General features: G+C 42.8%; 24 protein-coding genes. 18 read left to right on the plus strand and 6 right to left on the minus strand.

Annotated elements, in window-relative coordinates:
* The first annotated feature begins 144 nt into the window (after window positions 1–144).
* The 3 genes from nrdG (at window position 145) to L4D05_RS08200 (ending at window position 2,762) form a co-directional block, all read left to right on the plus strand.
* Window positions 145–615 (plus strand): anaerobic ribonucleoside-triphosphate reductase-activating protein, encoded by a 471-nt coding sequence (gene nrdG, locus L4D05_RS08190; protein ID WP_428754289.1) that lies wholly within the window; start codon window positions 145–147, stop codon window positions 613–615.
* Between the two features lie 130 nt (window positions 616–745).
* A complete protein-coding gene (locus L4D05_RS08195; protein WP_428754290.1) occupies window positions 746–1,927 on the plus strand; it encodes an amino acid aminotransferase in 1,182 nt (393 codons plus the stop codon).
* A 130-nt stretch (window positions 1,928–2,057) separates the two neighbouring features.
* A complete protein-coding gene (locus tag L4D05_RS08200) occupies window positions 2,058–2,762 on the plus strand; it encodes an ATP-dependent zinc protease family protein (RefSeq protein WP_428793612.1) in 705 nt (234 codons plus the stop codon).
* A gap of 129 nt (window positions 2,763–2,891) precedes the next feature.
* On the opposite strand, the gene L4D05_RS08205 is transcribed toward L4D05_RS08200, so the two are convergent.
* Window positions 2,892–3,428: a hypothetical protein gene (locus tag L4D05_RS08205; protein WP_428793613.1), complete on the minus strand. Its 537-nt coding sequence runs from the start codon at window positions 3,426–3,428 to the stop codon at window positions 2,892–2,894.
* A 109-nt stretch (window positions 3,429–3,537) separates the two neighbouring features.
* The gene (locus tag L4D05_RS08210; protein ID WP_428793614.1) at window positions 3,538–3,909 is read right to left on the minus strand and encodes a YgiW/YdeI family stress tolerance OB fold protein; all 372 of its coding nucleotides are present in this window, start codon (window positions 3,907–3,909) and stop codon (window positions 3,538–3,540) included.
* 232 nt (window positions 3,910–4,141) lie between these two features.
* Here L4D05_RS08210 and L4D05_RS08215 point away from each other — a divergent pair, with 232 nt between their 5' ends.
* The 4 genes from L4D05_RS08215 to modC all read left to right on the plus strand — a co-directional run bounded on the left by L4D05_RS08215 (window position 4,142) and on the right by modC (window position 8,313).
* Window positions 4,142–5,614: a cobyric acid synthase gene (locus L4D05_RS08215; RefSeq protein ID WP_428793615.1), complete on the plus strand. Its 1,473-nt coding sequence runs from the start codon at window positions 4,142–4,144 to the stop codon at window positions 5,612–5,614.
* Entirely contained in the window at window positions 5,611–6,372 is a 762-nt protein-coding gene (gene modA, locus L4D05_RS08220) for a molybdate ABC transporter substrate-binding protein (protein ID WP_428793616.1), read from the plus strand. Before L4D05_RS08215 ends, modA begins: the two co-directional genes overlap by 4 nt.
* 139 nt (window positions 6,373–6,511) lie before the next feature.
* Window positions 6,512–7,204 (plus strand): molybdate ABC transporter permease subunit, encoded by a 693-nt coding sequence (gene modB / locus L4D05_RS08225; RefSeq protein ID WP_428793617.1) that lies wholly within the window; start codon window positions 6,512–6,514, stop codon window positions 7,202–7,204.
* Window positions 7,201–8,313 (plus strand): molybdenum ABC transporter ATP-binding protein ModC, encoded by a 1,113-nt coding sequence (gene modC, locus L4D05_RS08230; RefSeq protein WP_428793618.1) that lies wholly within the window; start codon window positions 7,201–7,203, stop codon window positions 8,311–8,313. Before modB ends, modC begins: the two co-directional genes overlap by 4 nt.
* Before the next feature lie 96 nt (window positions 8,314–8,409).
* Here modC and L4D05_RS08235 read toward each other — a convergent pair whose 3' ends face one another.
* A complete protein-coding gene (locus L4D05_RS08235) occupies window positions 8,410–8,847 on the minus strand; it encodes a DUF3069 domain-containing protein (protein WP_250618617.1) in 438 nt (145 codons plus the stop codon).
* Between the two features lie 213 nt (window positions 8,848–9,060).
* Between L4D05_RS08235 and L4D05_RS08240 the strand changes: the two genes are divergently transcribed.
* Both L4D05_RS08240 and L4D05_RS08245 read left to right on the plus strand, forming a co-directional pair.
* A complete protein-coding gene (locus L4D05_RS08240; RefSeq protein WP_428754301.1) occupies window positions 9,061–10,044 on the plus strand; it encodes a GGDEF domain-containing response regulator in 984 nt (327 codons plus the stop codon).
* 81 nt (window positions 10,045–10,125) lie between these two features.
* Window positions 10,126–11,100, plus strand: coding sequence for a Solitary outer membrane autotransporter beta-barrel domain (locus tag L4D05_RS08245; RefSeq protein WP_428754303.1), 975 nt, complete (start codon window positions 10,126–10,128; stop codon window positions 11,098–11,100).
* A 35-nt stretch (window positions 11,101–11,135) separates the two neighbouring features.
* On the opposite strand, the gene L4D05_RS08250 is transcribed toward L4D05_RS08245, so the two are convergent.
* Window positions 11,136–12,374 carry a GGDEF domain-containing protein gene (locus L4D05_RS08250; protein ID WP_428754304.1) on the minus strand — a complete coding sequence of 413 codons (1,239 nt, stop codon included), beginning with the start codon at window positions 12,372–12,374 and terminating at the stop codon, window positions 11,136–11,138.
* A gap of 374 nt (window positions 12,375–12,748) precedes the next feature.
* On the opposite strand from L4D05_RS08250, the gene L4D05_RS08255 reads away from it, so the two are divergent.
* The 9 genes from L4D05_RS08255 to L4D05_RS08295 all read left to right on the plus strand — a co-directional run bounded on the left by L4D05_RS08255 (window position 12,749) and on the right by L4D05_RS08295 (window position 21,885).
* The gene (locus tag L4D05_RS08255) at window positions 12,749–13,024 is read left to right on the plus strand and encodes an HlyU family transcriptional regulator (protein WP_428754306.1); all 276 of its coding nucleotides are present in this window, start codon (window positions 12,749–12,751) and stop codon (window positions 13,022–13,024) included.
* Window positions 13,025–13,345: 321 nt separating this feature from the next.
* Window positions 13,346–14,884, plus strand: coding sequence for a Re/Si-specific NAD(P)(+) transhydrogenase subunit alpha (pntA, locus tag L4D05_RS08260; protein ID WP_428793619.1), 1,539 nt, complete (start codon window positions 13,346–13,348; stop codon window positions 14,882–14,884).
* Window positions 14,885–14,892: 8 nt separating this feature from the next.
* Window positions 14,893–16,287, plus strand: coding sequence for a Re/Si-specific NAD(P)(+) transhydrogenase subunit beta (gene pntB / locus L4D05_RS08265; protein WP_428793620.1), 1,395 nt, complete (start codon window positions 14,893–14,895; stop codon window positions 16,285–16,287).
* A 164-nt stretch (window positions 16,288–16,451) separates the two neighbouring features.
* Window positions 16,452–17,906 carry a sensor histidine kinase VxrA gene (gene vxrA / locus L4D05_RS08270; RefSeq protein WP_428793621.1) on the plus strand — a complete coding sequence of 485 codons (1,455 nt, stop codon included), beginning with the start codon at window positions 16,452–16,454 and terminating at the stop codon, window positions 17,904–17,906.
* On the plus strand, window positions 17,881–18,540 hold the full coding sequence (gene vxrB, locus L4D05_RS08275; RefSeq protein WP_250618624.1) for a response regulator transcription factor VxrB: 660 nt from the start codon (window positions 17,881–17,883) through the stop codon (window positions 18,538–18,540). The genes vxrA and vxrB overlap by 26 nt, the downstream gene beginning before the upstream one ends.
* Window positions 18,540–19,418: a DUF2861 family protein gene (locus L4D05_RS08280; RefSeq protein WP_428793622.1), complete on the plus strand. Its 879-nt coding sequence runs from the start codon at window positions 18,540–18,542 to the stop codon at window positions 19,416–19,418. The genes vxrB and L4D05_RS08280 overlap by 1 nt, the downstream gene beginning before the upstream one ends.
* A gap of 84 nt (window positions 19,419–19,502) precedes the next feature.
* Complete coding sequence (locus tag L4D05_RS08285; protein ID WP_428754314.1) at window positions 19,503–20,636, plus strand: conjugal transfer protein TraF; 1,134 nt, start codon at window positions 19,503–19,505, stop codon at window positions 20,634–20,636.
* 65 nt (window positions 20,637–20,701) lie between these two features.
* Window positions 20,702–20,854 (plus strand): YoaH family protein, encoded by a 153-nt coding sequence (locus L4D05_RS08290; protein ID WP_250618627.1) that lies wholly within the window; start codon window positions 20,702–20,704, stop codon window positions 20,852–20,854.
* Between the two features lie 431 nt (window positions 20,855–21,285).
* Window positions 21,286–21,885, plus strand: coding sequence for a hypothetical protein (locus tag L4D05_RS08295; RefSeq protein WP_428754316.1), 600 nt, complete (start codon window positions 21,286–21,288; stop codon window positions 21,883–21,885).
* A 1,221-nt stretch (window positions 21,886–23,106) separates the two neighbouring features.
* On the opposite strand, the gene yciH is transcribed toward L4D05_RS08295, so the two are convergent.
* Together yciH and L4D05_RS08305 are read right to left on the minus strand one after the other, a co-directional pair.
* The gene (gene yciH / locus L4D05_RS08300) at window positions 23,107–23,418 is read right to left on the minus strand and encodes a stress response translation initiation inhibitor YciH (protein ID WP_428793623.1); all 312 of its coding nucleotides are present in this window, start codon (window positions 23,416–23,418) and stop codon (window positions 23,107–23,109) included.
* A gap of 1 nt (window position 23,419) precedes the next feature.
* Window positions 23,420–23,788, minus strand: a complete 369-nt coding sequence (locus L4D05_RS08305) for a DUF3319 domain-containing protein (protein ID WP_428793624.1) — start codon at window positions 23,786–23,788, stop codon at window positions 23,420–23,422.
* Between the last annotated feature and the right edge of the window lie 18 nt (window positions 23,789–23,806).

Below are 23,806 nucleotides of genomic sequence, written 5' to 3' on the forward strand. Positions count from 1 at the left end.
GAGGGTAATGACTTCTTGTTAAAGGTTAACTTGAGCCTAGCAAAAAGCAGAATAAGAGCCGTCTTCGCATAGTGTTATGTGCAGACGGCTCATTTATTCGGTCGTCATTGAATCGCCAAGTAAACATGTAGAGACTTAATCATTATGAACTACCACCAGTATCACCCGATTGACGTTGTAAATGGACCCGGTACAAGGTGTACGCTCTTTGTGTCTGGTTGTGAGCACCAATGCAGAGGGTGTTACAATCAATCTACGTGGTCGTTGCGCTCTGGACATGCTTTTACACAAGCACTTGAAGATCAAATTATTGCTGATTTGAACGATACGAGAATTAAGAAGCGTGGGCTGTCTTTATCTGGAGGGGATCCGCTGCATCCAGCTAATGTTGAAGCGGTACTTAAATTGGTTAAGCGAGTCAAATCCGAGTGCGTTGGTAAAGATATTTGGTTATGGTCAGGTTACACCTTAGCTAACTTGTCTGCCAAGCAGCGTGAGGTTATAGATCTTGTTGATGTGCTGGTGGATGGCAAGTTTGAGCAGCCACTATTTGACCCAGAACTTGAGTGGCGCGGTAGCTCCAACCAAATTATTCATCGCTTTACTGAAATTTAAGCCATCGTTTTGCTGATTGTGGTCTAATTCTCTTCAGCTAGCATGGTCGAGCGCATAAAAGTATTTCATTCATTTGAATCTAGTGATAACGTGAAAGCCATTGCTTGAATTTCAAAGGGTTGTGACTTTCATGTTTTCTCATTTATCCGAGCCTACGCTCGATCCTATTCTCTCTCTCTCTGTCGCTTATCGAAACGATCCTCGTGAGGATAAAGTTGATCTTGGTATCGGTGTCTACCGTAATAGCGAAGGCCAAACGCCAATTATGAAGGCTGTTTCCGAGGCGCAACGAATTGTGACCACTGAGCAGCAAACCAAAGCTTATGTCGGCTTAGCAGGTTGTGAAGAGTTCAATCAAAGTATTGCTAAAGTCGTGTTTGGCGAGACGCCTATTTATGACCGAATGTCTATCATTCAAACGCCGGGTGCAAGTGGCGGGTTGAGAATGTTAGGGGATTTGCTTAATGTTGCGGCGCCGGGTACGACAGTATGGTTATCGAATCCAAGCTACGTGAACCATAAACCAGTGATGGAAGCGGCCGGACTCAATGTTAAGTTCTATCGCTACTTCAACACCGAAACTAAGCAGGTAGACACGGATGCGATGCTAACAGATATCAGTTCTGCAGGTGTTGGTGATGTGGTGCTTCTGCATGGTTGCTGCCATAACCCTACCGGAGCGGACATTTCGCTAGAGGATTGGAAACAGATAACCGATCTAAGCGTACGTAATGGATTTGTTCCTTTTGTTGATGTTGCATATCAAGGCTTTGGTGACGGTTTGGAGGCCGACGCGTTTGGTCTGCGTCACATGGCAGAAAATGTCGAAGAAATGTTGTTAACCACGTCTTGCTCTAAGAATTTTGGGTTATATCGTGAACGAACTGGAGCGGCGGTTGTTATTGGCAAAAATGCCAAAGAAGCGGCGAATGCCCGTGGAAAACTGTTAACCCTGGCACGCTCTACCTATACGATGCCACCAGATCATGGTGCAGCACTCGTCAAAACGATTTTGGCAGATGAGCATTTAACGAGTCAGTGGCAAACAGAACTGTCAGAAATGCAGCAAAGATTGGTTTCGTTGCGTGATGGATTATGTAAAGAATTAAAAAACAATCATTCATCTGACCAATTTGACTTTATCATGGCTCACAAAGGCATGTTTACTGTGCTAGGATTTACAGCAGAGCAAATGCAGCGCCTACGAACTGATTTTGGTATTTATGGTGTAGATGACGGTCGAATTAATATTGCTGGTTTGTCAGAAACGCAGTTACCTTATGTCGCTAATGCTCTTATGTCTGTGAGCTAACAGTAATTTTAGCGCGTGAACGATAGCGCGCTGTTTAAGTAAATCGTCATGCAGCCGTAAGGTAGCAATGTGCGCTAATGCGAGACGTGCGGCGATAACCCTATAAAAAGATTAATATAAAGGTGAATGAATGAAAGTGTGGAAAGTGATTTTACCACTGATGTTGAGTGGCGGCTTAGTGGCATGTTCTACAACAAGTCAAACTGAATCAGTGACTCCACCACAAGTAGAAGAGCCTAAAACGGACTCATCTGCAACGCAATCTCCAGCCGACTCTGAAATGACGAAAGCTGATCCAGTTAAGCCAGAGCCTGAAGCAGAAAAGCCCGCGGTTGTTGAAAAAGAAACAAAACCTGCAGAAAAGCCAGCTAAGCCAGCGGTTAAACCTGCGCCAGTAAAAAACGGTGAAGGAAAATTGATTCTGGGTGAGCAGGAATATGTTCGTCTCGTTGATATGAAAGTAACGACAAAGGCAAGGGTAGATACGGGGGCGACAACGTCATCATTAAGCGCTGTTGACATAGTGCCGTTTGAGCGCGATGGAAAAGATTGGGTGAAATTCAAGGTTAAGCACAAAGGTGTTGAATCTAAAGAAATGAGCTTGCCAGTAGAGCGTTGGGTGAAAGTGAAGCAGTCTGGCTCAGAAGAGAGTGATAAACGACCTGTCGTTCTTTCAGCGATTACGATTGGTGACATGACAAGCAAAACCGAGTTTACACTAACGGACCGTACGCACCTTAAATATCCTGTACTATTAGGCAGAAGTTTCTTTAGGGATGTCGCTTTGGTTGATGTAGGTAGAAAATACGTGCAACCAAAACCAAAATCTAAGTAGGCTAAGACCTAAGTAGAGTGACTAGAAATAATAAAAAGGCTTTCATTACGAAAGCCTTTTTGCTGTTTGAATATTATTTACACTAATATTTCGAATATTATAACGTCATGTATAGGGTATGTTTAAGCGCTAGAATTCAAACCTGACTGACATTTGTACTTGTGGTCCGTAAATACCACCATCTTTAATGTCAGCACCTAGAGCAAGCTGATCCGTTGAGTGGAAACGAGCACCCGCACTCCAAATAAATACCGTGTCATCACGGCGATTTAACATACCAATTTGACCAACGCCTTCGACATTCTCTAGAAGCCATACACGCGAGCCAATATTAAACTCAGACATAAATTCACTATCAAATTTTTCATCATCGCGCGTTTTTACATTGTGAACGAGAAGTTGGCCATATATGTCGGCAAATTGGCCAGCAGGCCCATTAAAACCAATACCACCAGCGACATCCCAGTCGCCTTCAAAGCGAGAGTCTCCACGTACTATAATGTGAGTGTTTTCGGTAAAGAAAGTACTAAACTCTGCTCCTACTGTACCTGGGTTTGCACCTAAGCGAACTTGAAACGCGTTGTAATTAAAATTGTTAGCTTGAACTAACGATGGGGCGGTGACTGCTAACGCTAAAAGGGCAGTACGACTTGCTTTACCTAGCATGAGAACTCCGTAATGAATGTCGACATAAGGTCAAAATGATCAATTCGTCAAGTATATATAAAAAAGGTCTGCAAAATACAGACCAATTTATCTTATGTCGAGACATTCGTTACATTATTTGAATATGGTCCACCTCAATTTCCGGTGTAGAGCCGCCCTCATACTCACCAAAAATGCGGACTTTGGTTTTATTATCAATCGGTGTGGTTAGAACTACGTCATCTAATTCAACTTGTATTTCGGCATTACCGTCACTAAATATAAACTTGTCGCCTTTAATTTGGCGGACGAGGTAACCATCAACGATGACGTTTTGTTCGCTGAACATGCTGTTATCTGCTAGCAGTTCGTTGACAGATGCGGTTTCAACGGGGCCGTTATAGACAACCGCAGGGTTTGCTTTGTGCCCACCGTCTTTAGCGAATACAAGCGCTGGGGCGAAAGTGAGGGCGGCAATGATGGCATACGTTGTTTTTTTCATGGTGAATATCCTGTTCAGTATAAGTGGTTGTTGTGCGAGTTCGTGGTTTATTAAAGCGCACCAAAGCTTAACTGCGTCTGAGCCTCCCATTCATTTTCAATTCACGCCCGATTTTATTCATGTGTTAACGTTTTTGTTTAGTAATACTGCCGGTTTGCCCATGACAGTATTTGGGAAATTTAAGTAAAAAAGGTAAACTAACCAAAGGCTTTTAAAAAATAATTAGGAACGTATGCGTCGGACTTCACAAGCTCTGATGGTGCAAGGCACCACATCAGATGCCGGAAAAAGTGTGTTGGTGGCAGGTTTATGCCGGGTATTAGCAAGAAGAGCGGTGAAAGTTGCCCCCTTTAAATCGCAAAATATGGCACTGAACAGTGGTGTTACTCAAGATGGTGGTGAAATTGGACGTGCACAAGTCGTACAGGCGCAAGCGGCTAAGGTTTTACCAACGGTCGATATGAACCCAGTGTTGATTAAACCTAACTCTGATACGGGCGCACAGATCATCATACAAGGTAAAGCGTTTACCAATATGGATGCGGTTGATTTTCACGGCTATAAAAAAATTGCCATGCCCTATGTTATGGACTCGTTTAACAAACTTTCTCAACAGTTTGACACCATTATCATCGAGGGGGCTGGCAGCCCAGCGGAGATTAACTTAAGAGAAAACGATATTGCGAATATGGGCTTTGCGGAGAAAGCAGACGTCCCAGTGATTATCGTAGCAGATATAGATAGAGGTGGCGTATTTGCCCATTTATACGGCACATTAGCACTGCTATCTGAATCTGAGCAGCGCCGGGTCATCGGTTTTGTGATCAACCGTTTTCGAGGTGATATCTCTCTTTTAGAGCCAGGATTGGATTGGTTAGAAGAAAAAACGGGTAAACCGGTTTTGGGTGTTATTCCCTATCTACATGGGTTAAACATCGAAGCTGAAGATGCCATTGTCGGCGAGCAAATTAGAAATGATCAAACCAAGCTGAGTGTGGTGGTTCCGGTATTAACTCGTATAAGTAATCATACCGATTTCGATGCATTACGACTCCATCCTGACATTGACTTTAGGTATGTCGGTAAAGGTGAGTCGCTAGGCAGTGCTGACTTAATCATTCTGCCGGGTTCCAAATCTGTGCGAGATGACCTTGCGTATCTACGAGAGCAGGGGTGGGATAAGGAAATCTACCGTCATTTGCGTTATGGTGGAAAAGTGATGGGAGTTTGTGGCGGTTATCAAATGCTCGGTAAAACTATTTCAGACCCATTGGGGATTGAAGGCGCTGCTGGTACAACTCAAGGGTTAGGGCTGCTGCAATTAGACACGGTATTAGCAGAGCACAAGCAATTGAAAAACGTTGCTGGCGAGATTCAGCTGTTAGATAAATGTTTACCTATCCAAGGCTATGAAATTCATGCAGGTGTCTCACAAGTTGATGAGAAACAACCTATCACCAGTAGTGACGGTGTCACTGATGGGGCAATAAACGAAGATTCAACAGTAATCGGGACTTATTGGCATGGTCTCTTTGATTCTGCTGATATGGTAGAACTCATAGCTGAATGGGTTAATGGTTCACAACTGCAATCATTCTCAATCGCTGACGAAAAAGAACAAGCGATTGATTTAATTGCCGATGCGATAGAATCGCATATGAATCTTGAAGCTTTGTGGCCAGATATTCAGTTGGACTTACAATGAAACGACTACTGATACTAATTGTGGTGACGTTGTCACCGACTGTGTTCGCTGAAAAGCTCACAGTTTATGCCGCCTCTTCGATGACCAATGCGGTTAACGCCTTAGCCCAGGGCTATACCCAACAAAGTGGTGTCGATGTCACGACGGTTTTTGGTGGTTCGTCCTCTTTAGCTAGGCAAGTGTCTCAAGGAGCGCCTGCCGATGTGTTTATTTCCGCTAATGAGCGATGGGTTGGCTATCTAATTGAGCAAGGTATCACCTCGGCTGAGGCAACATCAGTGATTGCGAGCAATCAACTTGTCGTCGTCTCAAGAACTAAATCAAAGCCAAATGTCAATTTTGAAGTATCAGATGGACAGTCGTGGCAACAAGCTTTGAATGGGGGCCGCTTAGCAATAGGCATTCCTGCTTCAGTACCGGCGGGGATTTATGCCAAACAGTCTCTAGTGTCAGTTGGTGCTTGGGAGCAAGTTAAACACCAACTGGCGCCGTTGAGTAATGTAAGGCAAGTGCTAGCAATGGTAGAGCGTGGCGAAACGCCACTTGGTATTGTGTATAAAACGGATGCTTTGCTTAGCCCGGAAATTGAAGTGTTAGCCACATTTGATAGCAATACTCACGAGGCCATTGTCTATCCTTTAGTACAACTGAGCCAATCTGAACCTTCACAACAATTTGTAGAGTACGTATTGTCGAATGAAGGGCAACAGCTACTGCAGACTTATGGTTTTGAGGCGGCGGATACTGAGGATAAGTAACGATGATCGTCAAAGCGCCCGAGTTTATACAGGTTCTAAAGCGAACAGTGGAACTTATATTACTAAACTAAGCACAATATTTAGACCAAATAGGGTAATTGAAATGGGCAAATCTATAGATGGTAATAGTGAATAAACGATGTTGAGTGAATATGAACTCCAAGCACTAAGGCTGAGTCTTAAAGTTGCCAGTGTCGCCATCATTTGGTTGATTCCTATTGGTATATTCTTGGCATGGATATTGAGTAAGAAAACGTTCGTTGGCAAAAGTCTACTCGATAGTATTATTCACTTGCCACTTGTTCTGCCGCCCGTTGTCGTTGGTTATTTACTCCTTATCTCTATGGGGCGTCAAGGTTTTGTAGGCCAGCTTTTATACCAATGGTTTGGTGTCAGTTTTAGTTTTAGTTGGAAGGGCGCAGTATTAGCCTGCATCGTTGTCGCGCTGCCATTAATGGTACGCTCTATTCGTTTATCAATGGATAGTATCGATCATAGATTGGAGCAGGCAGCCCGCACACTTGGTGCGTCACCATTGAGAGTGTTTTGTACGATCACTCTCCCGCTCATCATTCCTGGAGTTATCAGCGGTACGATGTTGGCTTTTGCACGTAGTTTGGGGGAGTTTGGAGCGACGATCAGTTTTGTGTCGAACATCCCAGGTGAAACTCAAACCATTCCATTGGCCATGTATAACTTCTTGGAAACGCCTGGCGCAGAATCCGCAGCGATGAGGCTGTGTATTATTTCTATTGTTATTTCTCTCGCCTCATTATGGTTTGCTGAAGGGTTAAACCGTTGGACTCAAAGACGATTGGGAGTAGAGCGTTGAAGAAGATTCAGATTGATGTTCATAAGCAGCTTTCCCCACATCAATTTCATTTCAAAGCTGAGCTACCCGCAAAAGGCATTACAGCGGTGTTTGGTCGCTCTGGAGCGGGAAAGACGACGTTTATTAACCTGCTATGTGGGTTAACTCCCCCTGATAACGGCAATATTACCGTTCAGAACACCGTCCTTTTTTGTTCACAGCAACGGGTGAACGTTCCAATTGAAAAGCGAAAGATAGGTTACGTATTTCAAGATGCTCGTCTCTTTCCTCACATGAAAGTGCGACGCAATTTGTGTTACGGGGTCACGTTATTTGACCTGGCACATTTCGATGAGGTCTTATCGTTATTGTCTATTGGTGAATTACTAGAGCGATACCCTTCAGAGCTATCAGGAGGGGAAAAGCAACGTGTGGCGATCGGTAGGGCTTTATTGAGTAAACCGGATCTGTTGCTTATGGACGAACCACTCGCATCGTTGGATTTGCCGCGAAAACGTGAGGTGATGCCTTATCTTGAGCGGTTGTCGAGTAGCATTGATATTCCCATTATTTATGTCACCCACAGTCTAAACGAAATACTGCGATTGGCTCAGCATCTCATTGTGATTGAGCAAGGGGAAATTGTTGAGTCGGGCTCGATTGAAAAGGTATGGCGCTCGCCTTCAATGCAGGCATGGCAATCGTTTTCTGATAAAAGTGCTTTGTTTAAAGGCCAAATTATCGAACAAAGCCAAAGTTATGCGTTGACCAAGATAGCTCTTAATTCACAAAGCTATTTGTGGGTGCAACATACAGAGGGAGAAATCGGTGAGTTAGTTCGATTACGTGTGAGGGCGAGTGATGTTTCCATTGCGCTCGAGCGCCCTACAAAGACGTCGATACGGAATATACTCGCCTGTAATATTAAAGCTATTAGTATGGGCGCCCATGGTAGTTCAACACAAAGTGTAGAAGTCGTACTAGGTTTAGGAGAGGACTCCGAACTGGTCGCGGTGGTAACACAATGGGCGGTGGAAGAGCTAGAACTAATGGTTGGACAGCGGGTATATGCTCAGATTAAGGGTGTCAGTGTTGCGCAGCGAGACGTAGCGTTAGATCGTCATTTTTAAATTCGCTCTGGACACAAAAAAAGGCACTATTTACTAGTGCCTTTTTACGCTCTTGTGCTTTGACAAAGAGTTTAATTCTCTCGCGTCAAATGAGGCTTACTTCTCGAAAACTTCTTTGAATTCACGTTTTAAAATTGGGTCACGACGTGCTTTTTTGATTTGCTTAACCATATCTTTAATACAGTTATGCAGAACCTTATCAATTAGGTTTGCACGGTAGTCTTCTTTTTCTTCGTCGCTCATGTCTTTTGGAAGATCCATTGATGCGAACTCTTCCATTGTGTTTACACCTGCAAACCCTTGGCTTACAGAGATAAGGCCATGGAACTGTTCGAAGTTATCAAGAATGTTTTGAGCGCTTCCTGGTAGTGAGTCCCATGCTTCGCGTACTGCTTCTTCTGTCACTTCATGGATTGATACAATCATGTTGTGCAGCGCTTCTGGTACTTCATCAAATTCGATGACTTTGCGCAATTCAGGTGAGATGGTGGTTAGATCTACGGTTGTTGTTTCGGTATTTTGAGTATCAGACATACGGCTATCTCTTCTGAAAAATGTTCGCCTATCCTAAAAAAGGCAGGATAAAAGTCAATAATAAACTGTGTCGCAAAAAAAATCCTCGTTTAAATGCGATTTTCCCAACTCGCGAGTCAAATCATATGGAAAATATGGGCTTAAATGAATATTGTTCTATTATGTGTTATATCTTAGTAATAAGTAGAAAGTTTAGTTTTTACAGGGAAGACTATGATTTCGATGGACTCTTCAATGAGAATACTGCTGGTTGACGATGCTCAATTGGAGCGGATGCAATTGCAGATTAGGTTAAAGCAATTGGGACATGAGGTTGAGACAGCAGCAAGTGGCAAAGAAGCACTTGCACTTTACCCTAATTTTGATCCTGAACTCGTGTTACTGGATATCTCTATGCCAGAAATGGATGGGTTCGAAGTCGCGGCAAAAATACGCGAAGGTTACCTAGAAGACTGGATCCCTATTATATTTTTAAGTAGCCATGATGAACCTGAAATGATCGCCAAAGCCATTCAGGCAGGAGGTGATGACTATCTAGTGAAACCTGTAGATAAAATTGTGTTGCAATCTAAGCTTATCGCGATGCAACGAATTGCCCATATGCGTCGAGAACTTAAGCAGGCAAGTGCTCAATTAGAAGAAGCCAATAAAGCCCTTCAGCATCAAGCAAATGAAGACGGATTAACCAAGCTATTTAATCGTCGTTATATGGATGAAAAGTTACTTGAGTTAGTGCAGTGGCATGGCCGTCACCAGGCCCCATTGTCGGTGATTTTAATGGATGTTGATCACTTTAAAGCTTATAACGATAACTATGGTCACACTCAAGGCGATCAGTGTTTGATTGACCTTGCCCAATTTCTGGACGTAATGTTTATTCGAAGTGGTGAATATGTCGGCCGCTATGGTGGAGAAGAGTTTGTTATATTCATTACTAACTGTGACATAGCGGAAGCGGAAGATCACGCGTTGCGCGTTAAAGAGGGGGTTAGCGGTTTGAACATTAAGCATGCTTACTCCTCCACATCAAACTGCGTGACGCTGTCACTCGGTGTCATTAGTTTTATTCCTCACGGTACAGAACCTATAACTAGTTTGTATGAAAGCGCTGACAAACTCTTGTATGAAGCAAAACGTAGTGGTAGAAATAGGTATGTATTGCCTATTGAGCGAGACTTAGCCTCCTCAATCACATAGAATTTTTTGCTTTATTGCTCGATCTTTTGTTGCTGAGTTCAAAGATAGGCGAAATATTTTATACACTCTAAGAGGGTTTGGGTGCGCGGTTTTCAATCATTATTTCCAGTAGTAGCTTTGCTCATACATCCTTCTTTTTCTTATGCAGACCCTCGTTTTGCCAGTATATTTGAAGATAGTTTCGCTGGGGCGATAATTCTTACTGACAGTGATGCATTAACGTTAGGCGTAAAAGACTTTGACCCAAACGATTGGCTAAATATTAACAACGATAATATAGGGTCTGAGGATGCGTTAGATTTAAGAAAAAGTATAGGTGTTTCCACGTTACCGTTTACCTTTGAACTAGGGAAGAGTGATGTTATGACACAGCGGGCTGTCTTAAGGTTCTCTGCGTTGCGTGCTGAAGGTGATGTTGTTGATATTCCAGATGAACCAACCGATCTGCATAAAGAAACCATTCTTGGTGTTTTTACTGGCTACGAACAAAATATTGAATTTGCGAAACATTGGAGTTTCGAAACAGGGATCGGCTTCCATCTGCAATACTACATCAGTGACTACGATTTCAACTCTAGTATTTCTCAAGAGATAATTAAGCCTCTTATTGATGGTCAACTGGTGAATACCAGTGCTTGGGCTGCCACAGTTCAGCCAAAAGCTGGTTTTGTATATTCAGCGCCTAGAGATTGGGGACATGTTAAGTATAACTCAACCTTTAACTATTTTTCAGGAGTGGGTTGGGGAAAAGCGAACAACGGTGATGTTGGTACTCCAGAGGGTTGGTATTGGTCTAATGAAGCGAAATTCTTCTATGACGTGACCGACTGGGGACGTTCTGTTCAAACGCTGTATTCAAGCATTAGGCGTGTTGATGTTGGCGGTGATACCGTTGGCCCAATTGGAGCACAGCACTATTACGAAGGTACTGTTGGTTGGTTAATGACGCCACCCTTTAAGATTCAGTTTGTCGATAATATCGGCGTGGGGCTAAGTGTTAATTACGGCAGCGCTCTAAAAGGGGGAAGCTTGGTGTTGTTCTTTAATCAAGATTAAGTCTGCTTGGTGATGTTAAGAGGTTCCCGCAGATGCTACACCATAGCATGTACGCGGTTTCTACCCAGCTCTTTCGCTTTGTACAACGCTTTATCCGCTTTCTTCAATACCTGTTCTGGTTTATTGGTATTTTTGCTGTCTGATACACCAATACTGACGGTTATGCTCACCGTAGAACTGTCATTGTCTTTACCGCGACGCTGAGCGCCTGCTTTATTGTTTTTAGGGCGCTGTTCATTGTCTCGAATGACCATTTTATAGTGCTCAATCTCGCTTCTAAGTTCTTCTAAGAAAGACTTACTTTCTTTGACCGTCTTTCCTTTGAAAAGAATAGTGAACTCTTCACCACCATAGCGGTAGACTTTCGCATTACCACCTGTGCTTGTCATTCGAGAGGCGACGAGTTTCAGGACGTCATCGCCTGTTTCATGGCCATACGTATCGTTAAACTTTTTGAAATGGTCGACATCAAGCATCGCAATGGTGAACTTTCGTCCCAAGTGCTTCATATCCATTTCGAGCGCTCGTCGCCCTGGGATATTAGTTAATCGATCATTGAACGCCATTTGATGACTCGCCGAAATGACGTAAATGATGACCAAGATTCCGGCAAGAGAGAAGAGCGTACTAGAGACATACGGAAGGTGGAAAAAAATGAACGTGGTACTTGTTAACAAGATACAAGTATAAACAACAGCATCAATAGGGCGATTGTAGTTAAGGACAAAAATGCCCGTGGCGCCTGTCATCGCGATGCAATACAGGATTAATACGATAGGTAATCGCGATATCGTTGGAAATGAGAAAAGGAGATCTTCTTCAAACCCACTAAATCCTCCGGTATAAAAATGCGTCAAGATAAGGTATGTCCAAACGAGAAAGCTAAACATAATGGCGCTAAAGATATACATGCCGCGGTTAAAAATACCGGTATCCGGAAATAAAAAAGCCAGGCAACACGATACTGGCAATAACAAACTGACGAGAGATAATTCAAGTAAGGTAGTGCCGGTAGAAATTGGTGTTTGTAAGCGGGTTTGAATGACTACATAAGCAATAAGCATAGCCATCGAAACCATGGCAATACGCGATTGTTTAAAACTGTGACTGAGCGCGAGTGCAGTGCCAAAGAGAATATAGGGGAGGTTAGTTGTAAATCCAGAGTTGGCTTGCGTCGCTTCAATAATGTGGTTCATTCCAAAAAGTACGCAACTAATCAATACGACAGGAATAAACAGTCTGAACAAGTTTGAGCTAGCAAAAGATGTCGACATTAATGGTACGGCTCAGGGCTTAATAATTTACATAGTTATGATAGCTAGCATACGGTAATTTGATGTTTTGCCAAGTATTTTGTTAATGATAGTTTGAAAACTATGGTGTTCGGCTCGCATTCCTGATAATACATGCATATTACGATATCGGCTGACGACACCGTTAATGATGCCGATGGTTACACGTTTCCGTTTCTATACGGTTGACCTATTAGATAATAGTCGACACCATAAGGTTAACAAAACATCGGTTGGTTTTGATGTCGATTTACTCCCTTGTATAGATGCATCAAGGCCTGCAAACAGTCAGCAAGTCTTCCCCTTAGGCTTAAAGTACATGCCGACAATAACTTCTTATTTCAAAAGGAACTAAAATGGGATTTTTCTCAAAATTATTTGGTGGTAAACGCCAAGAAGAAGCAAAAGAAGTAGAGCCTGTAGAATATAAAGGCTTTTTGGTTTATCAAGAGGCGCTTTCAGAAGGTGGCCAGTATAGAGTAGCCGGTAAGATCACTAAGCAAATCGCGGACGAACTAAAAACACACCGTTTTATCCGTTCTGATGTGTTGGGCAATGAAGCTGATGCTAACGAGTTAATGCTAAAAAAGGCGCAGATGTTTATAGATCAGATGGGCGACAGTATGTTTTAACACTATTTTGTCATAGCTTTTTCTTCTGGAAAGACCAGTTTGAGTTTTTGGGATTAATTGATGTTGGTCATCCGCTTACAGGGAAAATTGTCATAACATGACGCGTCTACCTGAATTCTTCCTGTAAAAGCTTAAAATTATACAGGTATGACCTCTAAATAGCGTAATAAATGTAGTTTTTTTACTGAAAAAGATTGTTTAATCTTCCTTACATTCAGTTATATGTAATGAAATATAGTCTTTTTCTTACAAAAGACTTGATGTTATGAAGTTGGTTGGTTAAAAAAGAATAATCATTGTGCCAATAGTTAAGGAACAGCTATGCAAATTGGTGTGCCAAAAGAAATCCTCGCAGGTGAAACGCGAGTCGCTGCAACACCGAAATCGGTTGAGCAGTTATTAAAATTGGGATTTGATGTCTCAATAGAATCACAAGCCGGCTCGCTCGCGAGCTTTGACGATACAGCTTATGTCGCCGCTGGCGCAAAAATAGTGACAACCGAAGAGGTTTGGAACTCAGAGCTTATCTTTAAAGTTAATGCGCCAACGGATGAAGAAATTGCTCTACTCAACGATGGAGCTAGCCTAGTCAGCTTTGTATGGCCTGCGCAAAATCCTGAATTGATGGACAAGCTATCGAGCAAGAACATTAATGTCATGGCAATGGACGCGGTTCCTCGAATTTCCCGTGCACAAGCTCTTGATGCGTTAAGCTCAATGGCGAATATTGCTGGTTACCGTGCAGTTGTTGAAGCGGCTCATGAGTTTGGACGATTCTTTACGGGACAAATTACTGCTGCGGGTAAAGTTCCACCAGCAAAAGTTCTTGTCGCGGGTGCGGGTGTTGCTGGACTTGCTGCGATTGGTGCCGCTGGTAGCTTAGGCGCGATCGTTCGCTCTTTCGATGTTCGACCTGAAGTCAAAGAGCAAGTCGAATCTATGGGCGCAGAGTTTCTTGAAGTCGATTTTAAGGAAAACTCGGGTTCTGGTGATGGCTATGCCAAAGAAATGTCGGATGAGTTCAACAAGAAAGCGGCTGAGCTTTATGCTGAGCAAGCCAAAGATGTCGACATTATCATTACTACCGCGCTAATTCCTGGTCGTCCTGCTCCAACGCTGATAACCAAAGAAATGGTTGACTCAATGAAAGCGGGTAGCGTCATTGTCGATCTAGCGGCTGCCAATGGTGGTAACTGTGAATATAGCGTAGCGGATCAAGTAGTCACAACACCAAATGGCGTTAAAGTCATTGGTTATACTGACATGGTTGGTCGCCTTCCTACACAGTCTTCCCAGCTTTATGCGACAAACATCGTCAACTTAATCAAATTATTGAGTAAAGAAAAAGATGGCAACATCAACATCGACTTCGAAGATGTTGTATTGCGTGGTGTCACAGTCGTAAAAGAAGGTGAAGTGACCTGGCCTGCGCCACCCATTCAGGTTTCGGCCCAGCCTGCAGCGCCTAAAGCTGCGCCGGTTAAGCCAGCAGAGAAAGTGGAAGAGCCAACATCTCCAATTAAAAAATTTGCCGGTTTGGCTGTCGGGCTAGGTGCTTTCGCTTGGGTTGCATCTGTTGCTCCAGCTGCCTTTTTGTCGCACTTTACGGTATTTATTCTTGCGTGCGTAGTTGGGTATTACGTGGTTTGGAATGTATCTCATGCATTACACACACCGCTAATGTCGGTAACTAACGCGATTTCAGGCATTATTGTGGTTGGTGCACTACTACAGATAGGACAAGGTAACGGAGCCGTAACTGTGCTTGCGTTTATCGCTGTTCTTATTGCAAGCATTAATATATTTGGTGGCTTTACTGTTACCAAGCGTATGCTTGAAATGTTCCGTAAAGACAAATAGGAGGCGACATGTCTGCAGGATTAGTACAAGCCGCTTATATTGTCGCGGCGTTATTCTTTATCATGAGTTTAGCAGGTCTATCGAAGCAAGAATCTGCTCGTTCAGGCAATTACTATGGCATAACGGGTATGACTATCGCATTGATTGCGACGATCTTTAGCCCTGACGCTCAAGGTTTTGCTTGGGTTATTATCGCAATGGCAATTGGTGGTGCTATTGGTATTTTCTACGCTAAGAAAGTAGAAATGACCGAAATGCCAGAATTAGTGGCGATTCTTCATAGCTTTGTTGGCCTTGCGGCTGTTTTAGTAGGTTACAACAGCTATTTGGAGCCACCTGTTGCTATTTCAACCGATTTGGCTGAAATGCACGCGGAACATGTTATTCACTTAGTTGAAGTCTTTTTAGGCGTGTTCATTGGTGCGGTAACATTTACTGGTTCTATTGTTGCTTTTGGTAAGTTACGTGGTGTGATTTCGTCTTCACCGCTGAATATTCCTCATAAGCATAAATGGAATTTGGCTGCAATTGTCGTTTCAACGCTTCTTATGATCTACTTCGTGAAAGCAGACGGCAGCATGTTTGCACTTCTTGTCATGACTTTGATTGCGTTTGCATTTGGTTACCACCTAGTTGCTTCAATCGGCGGTGCTGATATGCCAGTTGTCGTTTCAATGCTGAACTCATATTCAGGTTGGGCAGCAGCGGCGGCAGGTTTCATGCTTGCAAATGATCTACTGATTGTTACCGGTGCGTTAGTGGGCTCCTCTGGTGCGATTCTGTCTTACATTATGTGTAAGGCGATGAACCGTTCGTTTATCAGCGTTATAGCCGGCGGCTTTGGCCAAACGGTTGTGATCTCTGAGGATCAAGAGCAAGGCGAACACCGTGAAACAACAGCAGAAGATGTTGCTGAGATGCTTAAAGACAGCAAATCAGTCATTATTACTCCAGGGTATGGTATGGCGGTTGCTCAAGCTCAGTATCCAGTTCATGAAATTACTGAAAAGTTACGCGCTCAAGGGATCGATGTTCGTTTTGGTATTCACCCTGTAGCGGGTCGTCTCCCAGGTCACATGAATGTTCTACTTGCTGAAGCGAAAGTTCCGTATGACATCGTTCTTGAAATGGATGAACTAAACGACGACTTCCCAGAGACCGACACGGTTTTAGTTATCGGTGCAAACGACACGGTAAACCCAGCGGCGCTAGAAGATCCAAATAGCCCAATTGCGGGAATGCCAGTCCTCGAAGTTTGGAACGCGAAGAATGTTATCGTGTTTAAACGCTCGATGAATACCGGTTATGCGGGTGTGCAAAACCCACTTTTCTTTAAAGAAAACACATCAATGTTATTTGGTGATGCTAAAGAAAGTGTTGATGCGATTTCAAAAGCGCTTTGATAAAGAGTGATAATCGAGAAAGCCAGCGAAAGCTGGCTTTTTTTTTGACTATTTACACGACAAACACATTATTAACAGAATATTTGCGTGCACTTGGCGTGAATCTTGCCGATAATATGTAAAACTCTGTTGCAATCTCACTACGTAGAGACAAGATCAGCCCTTTGAAGAAATTAACTCACACATTGTTGCTTGCGATTATATTGCCGTTCGCTAGTTCTGCGAGCGCTGAATCTTTGCCGGAACGGATTGATAACTTTGTAAGCTTTTTTGATTATGAGCAAGCAAAGGCTTCCTATGACATTCGTGTTATCCAAGCGGACTTTCCTACACAGTTGTTGACGCCGGTATCTATGTTGCCACAAACAACAAAGTATCCTCTAAAGTCAATTCAGCAACTGTATCGATTGGCAGAGCAGTGCAGTGGTAAACTGCCGCTAAGCCCGTTGATTACAGAGCCACTAGTTTTTACTCGAGCGATGTGTAGTGGAAGAAAAATATCAACGAAGTGGTTTGCTCGAAGTGGTTTGATTCATCCTGGAGGGGGAACATACGCTGCAAGATACATTGCTAAGTATCCAGAGAAAGCTGAAGAATTAAAAAAGTTCATGCACATAAATGAACGCGAGCTTTCACCGCCTGGTTCGTTGCTTGGCAGATTACAGGTCATGGATGAGCAAACGGTTATTTCACTAATACGTGGCTCTTCGATGTTTGTGGAAAATGGAGAGTTGTGGCTAAGGCGAGGAGATGTGTACTATCTCTTTGAGCCAAGTGTTTGGAAAAATAATATTAAAGAAGCAGGTTTGAACTATAAACTTGCATCGCAAACCTCTACATGCTTTGTTCAGCGTGGTAACTTGTGTTGGGAAGTTGAAGATCATTCTGACGTGTTACGCATAAGCATGATCGTTTTGATTATCGCAAATATCCTATTAGTGATTGGATGGGCGATTTATCGGTGGAATAGCAAGCGCGAAGAGATGAGAAGTCGTATGCTTGTATTGCAGATCCTAACTCATGAGCTGAGAACTCCGATTGCAAGTTTGTCTTTAACAGTAGAAGGGTTTCGTCGTGAGTTTGAGAGGCTGCCAGAATCTGTTTATGATGAATTTAGAAGGTTGTGTGAAGATACGCGACGACTACGGCAATTAGCGGAAGCGAGTAAAGATTATTTACAGTCAGATAACAAACCGCTTGCAACAGAATGGCTTCCATCTGTTCAAGATTGGTTAAGCTTTAAAGCAGAAGAAGAGTTTGAAGTTGACGTTAATCTGACTATTAATCAGGACATCGCCGCTAAAATCAATATATATTGGCTAGGTACATGTATCGATAACCTGTTGCGCAATGCGATAAAGTACGGTGTTGCTCCGGTTACGTTAAATGTCATCACTTCTTCAAATTCACTTAGAATTGAAGTGATCGACAATGGTTCATTGTCAGCACGCGATTGGCGTGAGCTGAGGAAACCATTTGTTAGTAAGGCTGGCCTTGGGTTAGGACTTACGATTGTAGAATCTATGGTGGGTCGAATGGGTGGCAAAATGTCGCTTGCTGGACCGCCTACAACATTTATTTTGGAGATACCCTGTGAAACAGACACTGCTACTTGTTGAAGATGACAAGAATCTAGCTGACGGCCTTTTAGTAAGCTTAGAGTTAGCCGGGTATAACTGCCTACATGCAGAACTTATCTCTCAAGTTGAACAGTATTGGGAGGAAGCGGATCTCGTTATTCTAGACCGTCAATTACCCGATGGTGATTCAGTACAACATTTACCTGGCTGGAAACAAATAAAAGATGTTCCAGTTATTCTTCTGACGGCACTTGTTACCGTAAAAGATAAAGTAACGGGGTTAGACGCTGGCGCAAACGACTATCTTACCAAGCCATTTGCTGAAGCAGAGTTATTTGCTCGCGTACGTGCACAGCTACGCGCACCAGAGTCAGATATTGAAGAAACGAACAAGGTGGTTACCGACAGCTTAGTGATCGACAAATCTACACGTGAAGTGGATTACAAAGGTGAGATGATTACGCTCACTCGTACCGAGTTTGATTTGTTACTTTTCTTAGCGAGCAATCTTGGCCGAGTATTCACTCGCGATGAACTACTTGATCATGTCTGGGGTTATAATCATTTCCCAACAACAAGAACGGTAGACACTCACGTATTACAATTGCGCCAAAAGCTTCCAGGGTTAGAAATCGAAACTCTGCGTGGTGTTGGTTATAAAATGAAAGGCTAATGTCAAAACACTCATTGCTTTTGATTTGTTCATTACTTACGGCATCAACTCAGGTTGGTGCCGAGTGGTTTGAGAACAATACGCCAATATCTCAGGCTCATCGACACCTTTTGACTAAAGATCAAGAGTCGATGTTTCAGTCGTTAGTGGAAATTTGGCAGCAACAGCCATCAAAAACGATAAAAACTCACATCAATCGGCTGTTCCTTCAGTCATTAGAAGCGGATTGCGGTAAAGGTTACTCATCGCAACCACTACCGAAATGGCTAAGTTCTGTCATCGTAAAGCAGCAATCGATTCAAAGCCCAGGACGTGACACTTTTCAAGCAACTATTGAACTGGAGTCGGAGATAGCGATATCTTCCATTACCCTGAAGAAGTGGGTCGACCGTAAAATTTCTAATGATCGAGAGTTTTTTACTAATGCCACAAGTGACCCCGTCACTCACGCAGCGGTCTATGGGATTCGTTATAATTTAACGTCACCGATTGATGTGGGGTTATATCGACTCGAAGTGAAGCGAATTGACGGTGAAGTGTGGAGCCAGTGGCTCATTTTTACAGACCAAGCACTAAAGCAAACGGTGCGATGGTCGGCTAAAGATAAGTGGCAAATTGAAAAAAACGCTTTGCTCAATCCTTATTGTCCTTTACCTAAACTAGAAGTCGGGCTCTACGATTATGTTGATGGTAAATATACACAAATCTGGGGCCAGGAATACGAATCTGATTACCCGTCAGAGTTGAAAGCCAAGAATGTACCACCAGACCGATATGTGTTGGCGGTGTCAATGAAACAAACCCGATGGCAAGGTCCAATTCTTTTTGAGCGCTCTCAGATCATAAGTAAGACGTTTGATGTCTCAGTTGACGATTAACATCGGAAAAACAACGTCTAATTACTAAAGTAAATTCAATTGATGCCGTTAATAGCTAAATAAAGGATTAACGGCATTTTTGTAATGAACACTAGAATCAAAACGCTTACCGCACTCTCGATCGTGTCAACCACGTCAATATTGTCTTCGGCTTCGGCCAACGCTTCAACACTAGCGATTGATGCTCGCGGTGATGCGATGGGTGGAGTCGGTGTTGTCTCGGCATCTTATCTTACTGCACCATTCTATAATCCCGCTTTGGTTGCTATCTATCGACGCAATGACGATGCAGGCATGTTAGTACCAAGTCTAGGTGTGAGTTATAACGATGAAGATCAAATGTTAGACAAAGTTGACACTGCGATTAACTCCCCGTCAGCCGCTACACTCAATGCCTTACATGGTACACAAGCTAAAGTCGATTTTGGGGGGGCAATAGCATTCGGAATACCAAATCGCTACTTAGCGGCGAATATATTTGGCAAGGCGTACGCTGAAAATGTAGCCACGCCAGACATTGTGACTGACGGCACTGATATAGAGAATGCGAATAAATCTGCAGTCAAAACCGCATCAGTTGCAGTGACGGAAGTAGGGATCTCGTTAGCACGATATCAGACACTCTTTGGGCAACACTTCTCTTTTGGTGTGACGCCAAAACTACAGCGCATTTATACTTATACGTCTGTGAGTTCATTAAAAGACTTTAACCTTAATAACATTCGTGAAAACTCGCAAGGTGAGACAGCGCTTAACTTAGATGCGGGCGCACTCTGGTTCAATGGCCCGTTTCGAGCGGGGTTCTCTGCTAAAAACATGTTGTCGAGAAATATTAAAACCGATTCTGGAGTGGTCAATATTGGCGGGCGGAATGTCAACTATGGATACGAATATCAGTTAACGCCTCTTTATACTGTTGGCGCAGGATTTGTCGCGGACTACTTTCAGTTCTCAGTCGACTATGACTTGAATGAGGAAAAGAAATTCACTCAATTCGACGATAACGTGCAAATGCTACGAGCTGGCATTGAAGTTGATTTAGTTCGACAAATTCAACTAAGGGGAGGGTATATGAAAAATATGTCCCGAGATTCAGAAGGCACGATCACTGCAGGTATTGGATTGAGTCCTTTGAACATCTTCGAAATCGATATCGCAGCAAGTTACACTTCACCGCAAGCAATGGGCGCAACAATAAACTTCATGACAACTTATTAACGCTTGCCTGAATGAGATTATCGTTTATAGTCCTCCTTTAAGACCCACTTCGTCAGGAGGACTTTATGTTTGACGATTTACCCACCTTATCTCATCAAGAGCAGCAAGCTGCCGTTGAGAAAATACAAGAACTCATGCAGCAAGGCGTTAGTACAGCTCAAGCGATAAAGATGGTCGCTGAACAGATACGAAAAGAAAAAGCAGAGTTACCAAAATAGTCAACATCAAACAGAATTACATTAAAGGCTCCCAATAGGGAGCCTTTTTTTGTGCCTTAATACATACAACTCCGCGTTTATATTACAAAGAACCGATTCAAATAAAACGCAAGAACAACAACTTATCGCAGAGTAATATGCTGCAGTGAGTTGTTGTAAATTCTGGCTTTGTAATTTAATTACATAGGTTAAAGCCAACCAAAATCCAGCCAGCACATTATGCTGCTTCGGTTCTTGGGTAATATAACGAAAGTAAGTGTTTACTGTGAACAAGATTGGAATGCGAATCTTAGTGCACTATAACTTAATGATGTTGGTAGTAATTCAAACAGACATAACGCTATATGAACGTTGTGCCATACTAATATTGAGGCACGCTATCGAAATATGAGTTGTCACTTTTACTACTAGGCATTTACAGAGGTCATATTATGTTTCCATCACCTTCCTTATTAGCTCGACAGTTATTGCAGCAGTCTAAAAACCTAGTCACACCAACTCAGTTGTGTTCTGCTTTGGCCGTTATAGACAAAACCTCTACGGCTCTCGTACCGGTGACGAACTATAAACTTGATATTCCAGTCTGTGTATTTCCTAGGGCTATCTTTGAAGAGCACGTGAAATCCAACAAGACACTCGGTAGAAAAGACGGTGTTTTCTGGGTTACAGACCGTAGTACATTCGATAGTTTTGGAAAAAGTCTGACACACCTAAAAATAGAGCGCATTTTGGGCATGAACCCAGGTTACTACCCAAGAGATCAGGACTTAGTTATGGTAGTCATCGATAACGCCGAAGAAGATGACTTTCGACTACCAAGTGATAGTGAAGGTGGTGCGAATGATAACTGGCGAGAAGGGGGCTATGCTGGTTGGCCACATACTTATATGTCGACTCCAGAGCGCGTTGCCAGTTCGAGAAACAGTACATTAGCCGAAATTAGCTCAGCAATGATGTTAGTGCAAGGGCTAACAAATCCACTTGATGTATCTGGCTCGATTGATGACATATACAGTCACTTTAAAAAGTAGTGACACCCATTGCTAGTTACTGTTTAAATACACAGTATTCGGTGGTAGCTAATAATCTATGTAAACCTTATATCATATACGTGTCGCATTCGTGATGATGTTTACGAATCGTGTCAGGTAGAATTCGGTTTGCGTGACACGGTAACACAGTGATGATTTTAGTTCGTACAGGACTTAGAGTGTATCAGGACTATAGTATGACCAGTTTCACTTGATGTGACAGGGTGACTTTATCGCGCGATAGATAAGACTTGAGAAGATGATTCATATCCAGTGATCTTTGACTTAGCTGTAGACGAAAAAAATACAAACCTCCTAAAAGTACATTTTGGTTAACGACAAGCTATTTAAATGGTCTTAATCAAGAAGCTATGATTGCATTGTTTCAGGTGTCGGAGTGTTTTTGTAGATAGAGATAGATTGTGTATTTCGGTGGTTTTCAAAATCGAACATTAGTTGGAACTAGCGAGTAAGCTATAGTATTTCAACCCTGAAATTTTCTGAGTAGTATTTTGAGCGCTAAGAGAGACAAGTTGATTCACCAAAGCCAACGATACGAATGGACAGAAGATACAGAATTTCATGGGGTAAACAAATAGCCAAGCAATATTACGTTCAGCAGTTTTACAGTTAGTGGGTTGATGAATGTCGGCATCAAACCAGCGACGAACGGTGGCAACATTAACGTAAAAAACTCAGCGCCTTAGTGAATAGATGAAAGCTCACAGCAGTTAAACATTTTGAATGACTCATAAAACATGATGTGCCGCAGGAACTTGAAGCGCGGCGAAATTATTTTTTCGCCTAATTTTAGGCTGTTAGAAGTGCAATGCGCAGCAATAATGGAAGCGAGCCATTCGGGCTGTATGAGGAGTTAGCGCTGAGAAAGGAAAGGTTTATAGAGAGTTCGGCATACATATCAATAACTTACTGTAATGAATGAGACAGTTTTGAACGTGTGTGCCTAAATGTTAAATTTGGGTGCGCTAGTGCGCATTATGTATATTATGTTAAATACAGTGTGGCATTAATAAGAACAACCTCTATTTGCGCTGTCCCTACTACTATCAGTCGTTATTATTGAGCCGTATTTAACGATAACGCTATTTACCATAAAATACCTAATAATCACTTTCTTAATTTGGATTAAGAAACCGATCATTATGTTATTCCGTTTGTGTGAAAGCCAGCACGAGCACTGGCTTCTACGCGGTCATGGTTTTAACCGCCGGATAACTTAACCGTATAGCCTTTCTTTTCAAGTGCTGCTTTGATTTTATCTCGAGCATCGCCTTGGATCTCAATTGTGCCGTCTTTAACAGAGCCACCACAACCACATACTTTTTTAAGTTCAGCCGCGAGTAGCTTTAGTGGCGCGTCATCTAAGTCCAAACCTGAAATGACGGAAACGCCTTTACCTTTACGTCCTTTGGTCTGCTTTTGTATGCGGACAATACCATCACCTTTTTCGCGCTGAGGTGCAGGTTTGTCTTCTTTGATACGGCCAGTTTCTGTTGAATATACAAGTGTCATGTTATTTCTTTAGTTGCTCTGCTTTCTTTTTTGCGATCAGGTAAGCTTCGATATGCTTTTGGATAGCTAACTTACCACCTTTGATAAGTTTACCATTAAACATACAGTACCATGCGTTATTTTCGCCAGTATCATTTTTTATCATATAGCCATTAAACAGCTCTTGTGCACCAGCACTATCGGTCCGTTGTGCTGCCGTTGCTAGCTGTGACGGGTCGATAATTGAGGCAGTATCACACCACCAGTCGATACTTTTTTTAATAGCCGATAGACTTCCCTTTAGCTCACGGTTTTTGATTGTGACTTTCCAGATTTGGTTTTCACTACCGATCGACTTAAGGGTGAACCCTCGATAACTTGCTAAAGCCATAAAGATGCATCTCTTATT

The organism is Vibrio nomapromontoriensis, from assembly GCF_050337205.1.
GTDB lineage: Bacteria > Pseudomonadota > Gammaproteobacteria > Enterobacterales > Vibrionaceae > Vibrio > Vibrio nomapromontoriensis.

Excerpts from the sequence above, each read along its gene's own strand:
- L4D05_RS08290 (WP_250618627.1), top strand. The coding sequence starts at position 20,702 with ATGTTTGACGATTTACCCACCTTATCTCATCAAGAGCAGCAAGCTGCC.
- pntA (WP_428793619.1), top strand. The coding sequence starts at position 13,346 with ATGCAAATTGGTGTGCCAAAAGAAATCCTCGCAGGTGAAACGCGAGTC.
- L4D05_RS08240 (WP_428754301.1), top strand. The coding sequence starts at position 9,061 with ATGATTTCGATGGACTCTTCAATGAGAATACTGCTGGTTGACGATGCT.
- L4D05_RS08210 (WP_428793614.1), bottom strand. The coding sequence starts at position 3,909 with ATGAAAAAAACAACGTATGCCATCATTGCCGCCCTCACTTTCGCCCCA.
- L4D05_RS08250 (WP_428754304.1), bottom strand. The coding sequence starts at position 12,374 with ATGTCGACATCTTTTGCTAGCTCAAACTTGTTCAGACTGTTTATTCCT.
- modA (WP_428793616.1), top strand. The coding sequence starts at position 5,611 with ATGAAACGACTACTGATACTAATTGTGGTGACGTTGTCACCGACTGTG.
- modB (WP_428793617.1), top strand. The coding sequence starts at position 6,512 with ATGTTGAGTGAATATGAACTCCAAGCACTAAGGCTGAGTCTTAAAGTT.
- L4D05_RS08295 (WP_428754316.1), top strand. The coding sequence starts at position 21,286 with ATGTTTCCATCACCTTCCTTATTAGCTCGACAGTTATTGCAGCAGTCT.
- L4D05_RS08285 (WP_428754314.1), top strand. The coding sequence starts at position 19,503 with ATGAACACTAGAATCAAAACGCTTACCGCACTCTCGATCGTGTCAACC.
- pntB (WP_428793620.1), top strand. The coding sequence starts at position 14,893 with ATGTCTGCAGGATTAGTACAAGCCGCTTATATTGTCGCGGCGTTATTC.
- L4D05_RS08305 (WP_428793624.1), bottom strand. The coding sequence starts at position 23,788 with ATGGCTTTAGCAAGTTATCGAGGGTTCACCCTTAAGTCGATCGGTAGT.
- L4D05_RS08255 (WP_428754306.1), top strand. The coding sequence starts at position 12,749 with ATGGGATTTTTCTCAAAATTATTTGGTGGTAAACGCCAAGAAGAAGCA.
- L4D05_RS08215 (WP_428793615.1), top strand. The coding sequence starts at position 4,142 with ATGCGTCGGACTTCACAAGCTCTGATGGTGCAAGGCACCACATCAGAT.
- L4D05_RS08235 (WP_250618617.1), bottom strand. The coding sequence starts at position 8,847 with ATGTCTGATACTCAAAATACCGAAACAACAACCGTAGATCTAACCACC.
- L4D05_RS08280 (WP_428793622.1), top strand. The coding sequence starts at position 18,540 with ATGTCAAAACACTCATTGCTTTTGATTTGTTCATTACTTACGGCATCA.
- L4D05_RS08195 (WP_428754290.1), top strand. The coding sequence starts at position 746 with ATGTTTTCTCATTTATCCGAGCCTACGCTCGATCCTATTCTCTCTCTC.
- yciH (WP_428793623.1), bottom strand. The coding sequence starts at position 23,418 with ATGACACTTGTATATTCAACAGAAACTGGCCGTATCAAAGAAGACAAA.
- nrdG (WP_428754289.1), top strand. The coding sequence starts at position 145 with ATGAACTACCACCAGTATCACCCGATTGACGTTGTAAATGGACCCGGT.
- L4D05_RS08200 (WP_428793612.1), top strand. The coding sequence starts at position 2,058 with ATGAAAGTGTGGAAAGTGATTTTACCACTGATGTTGAGTGGCGGCTTA.
- L4D05_RS08205 (WP_428793613.1), bottom strand. The coding sequence starts at position 3,428 with ATGCTAGGTAAAGCAAGTCGTACTGCCCTTTTAGCGTTAGCAGTCACC.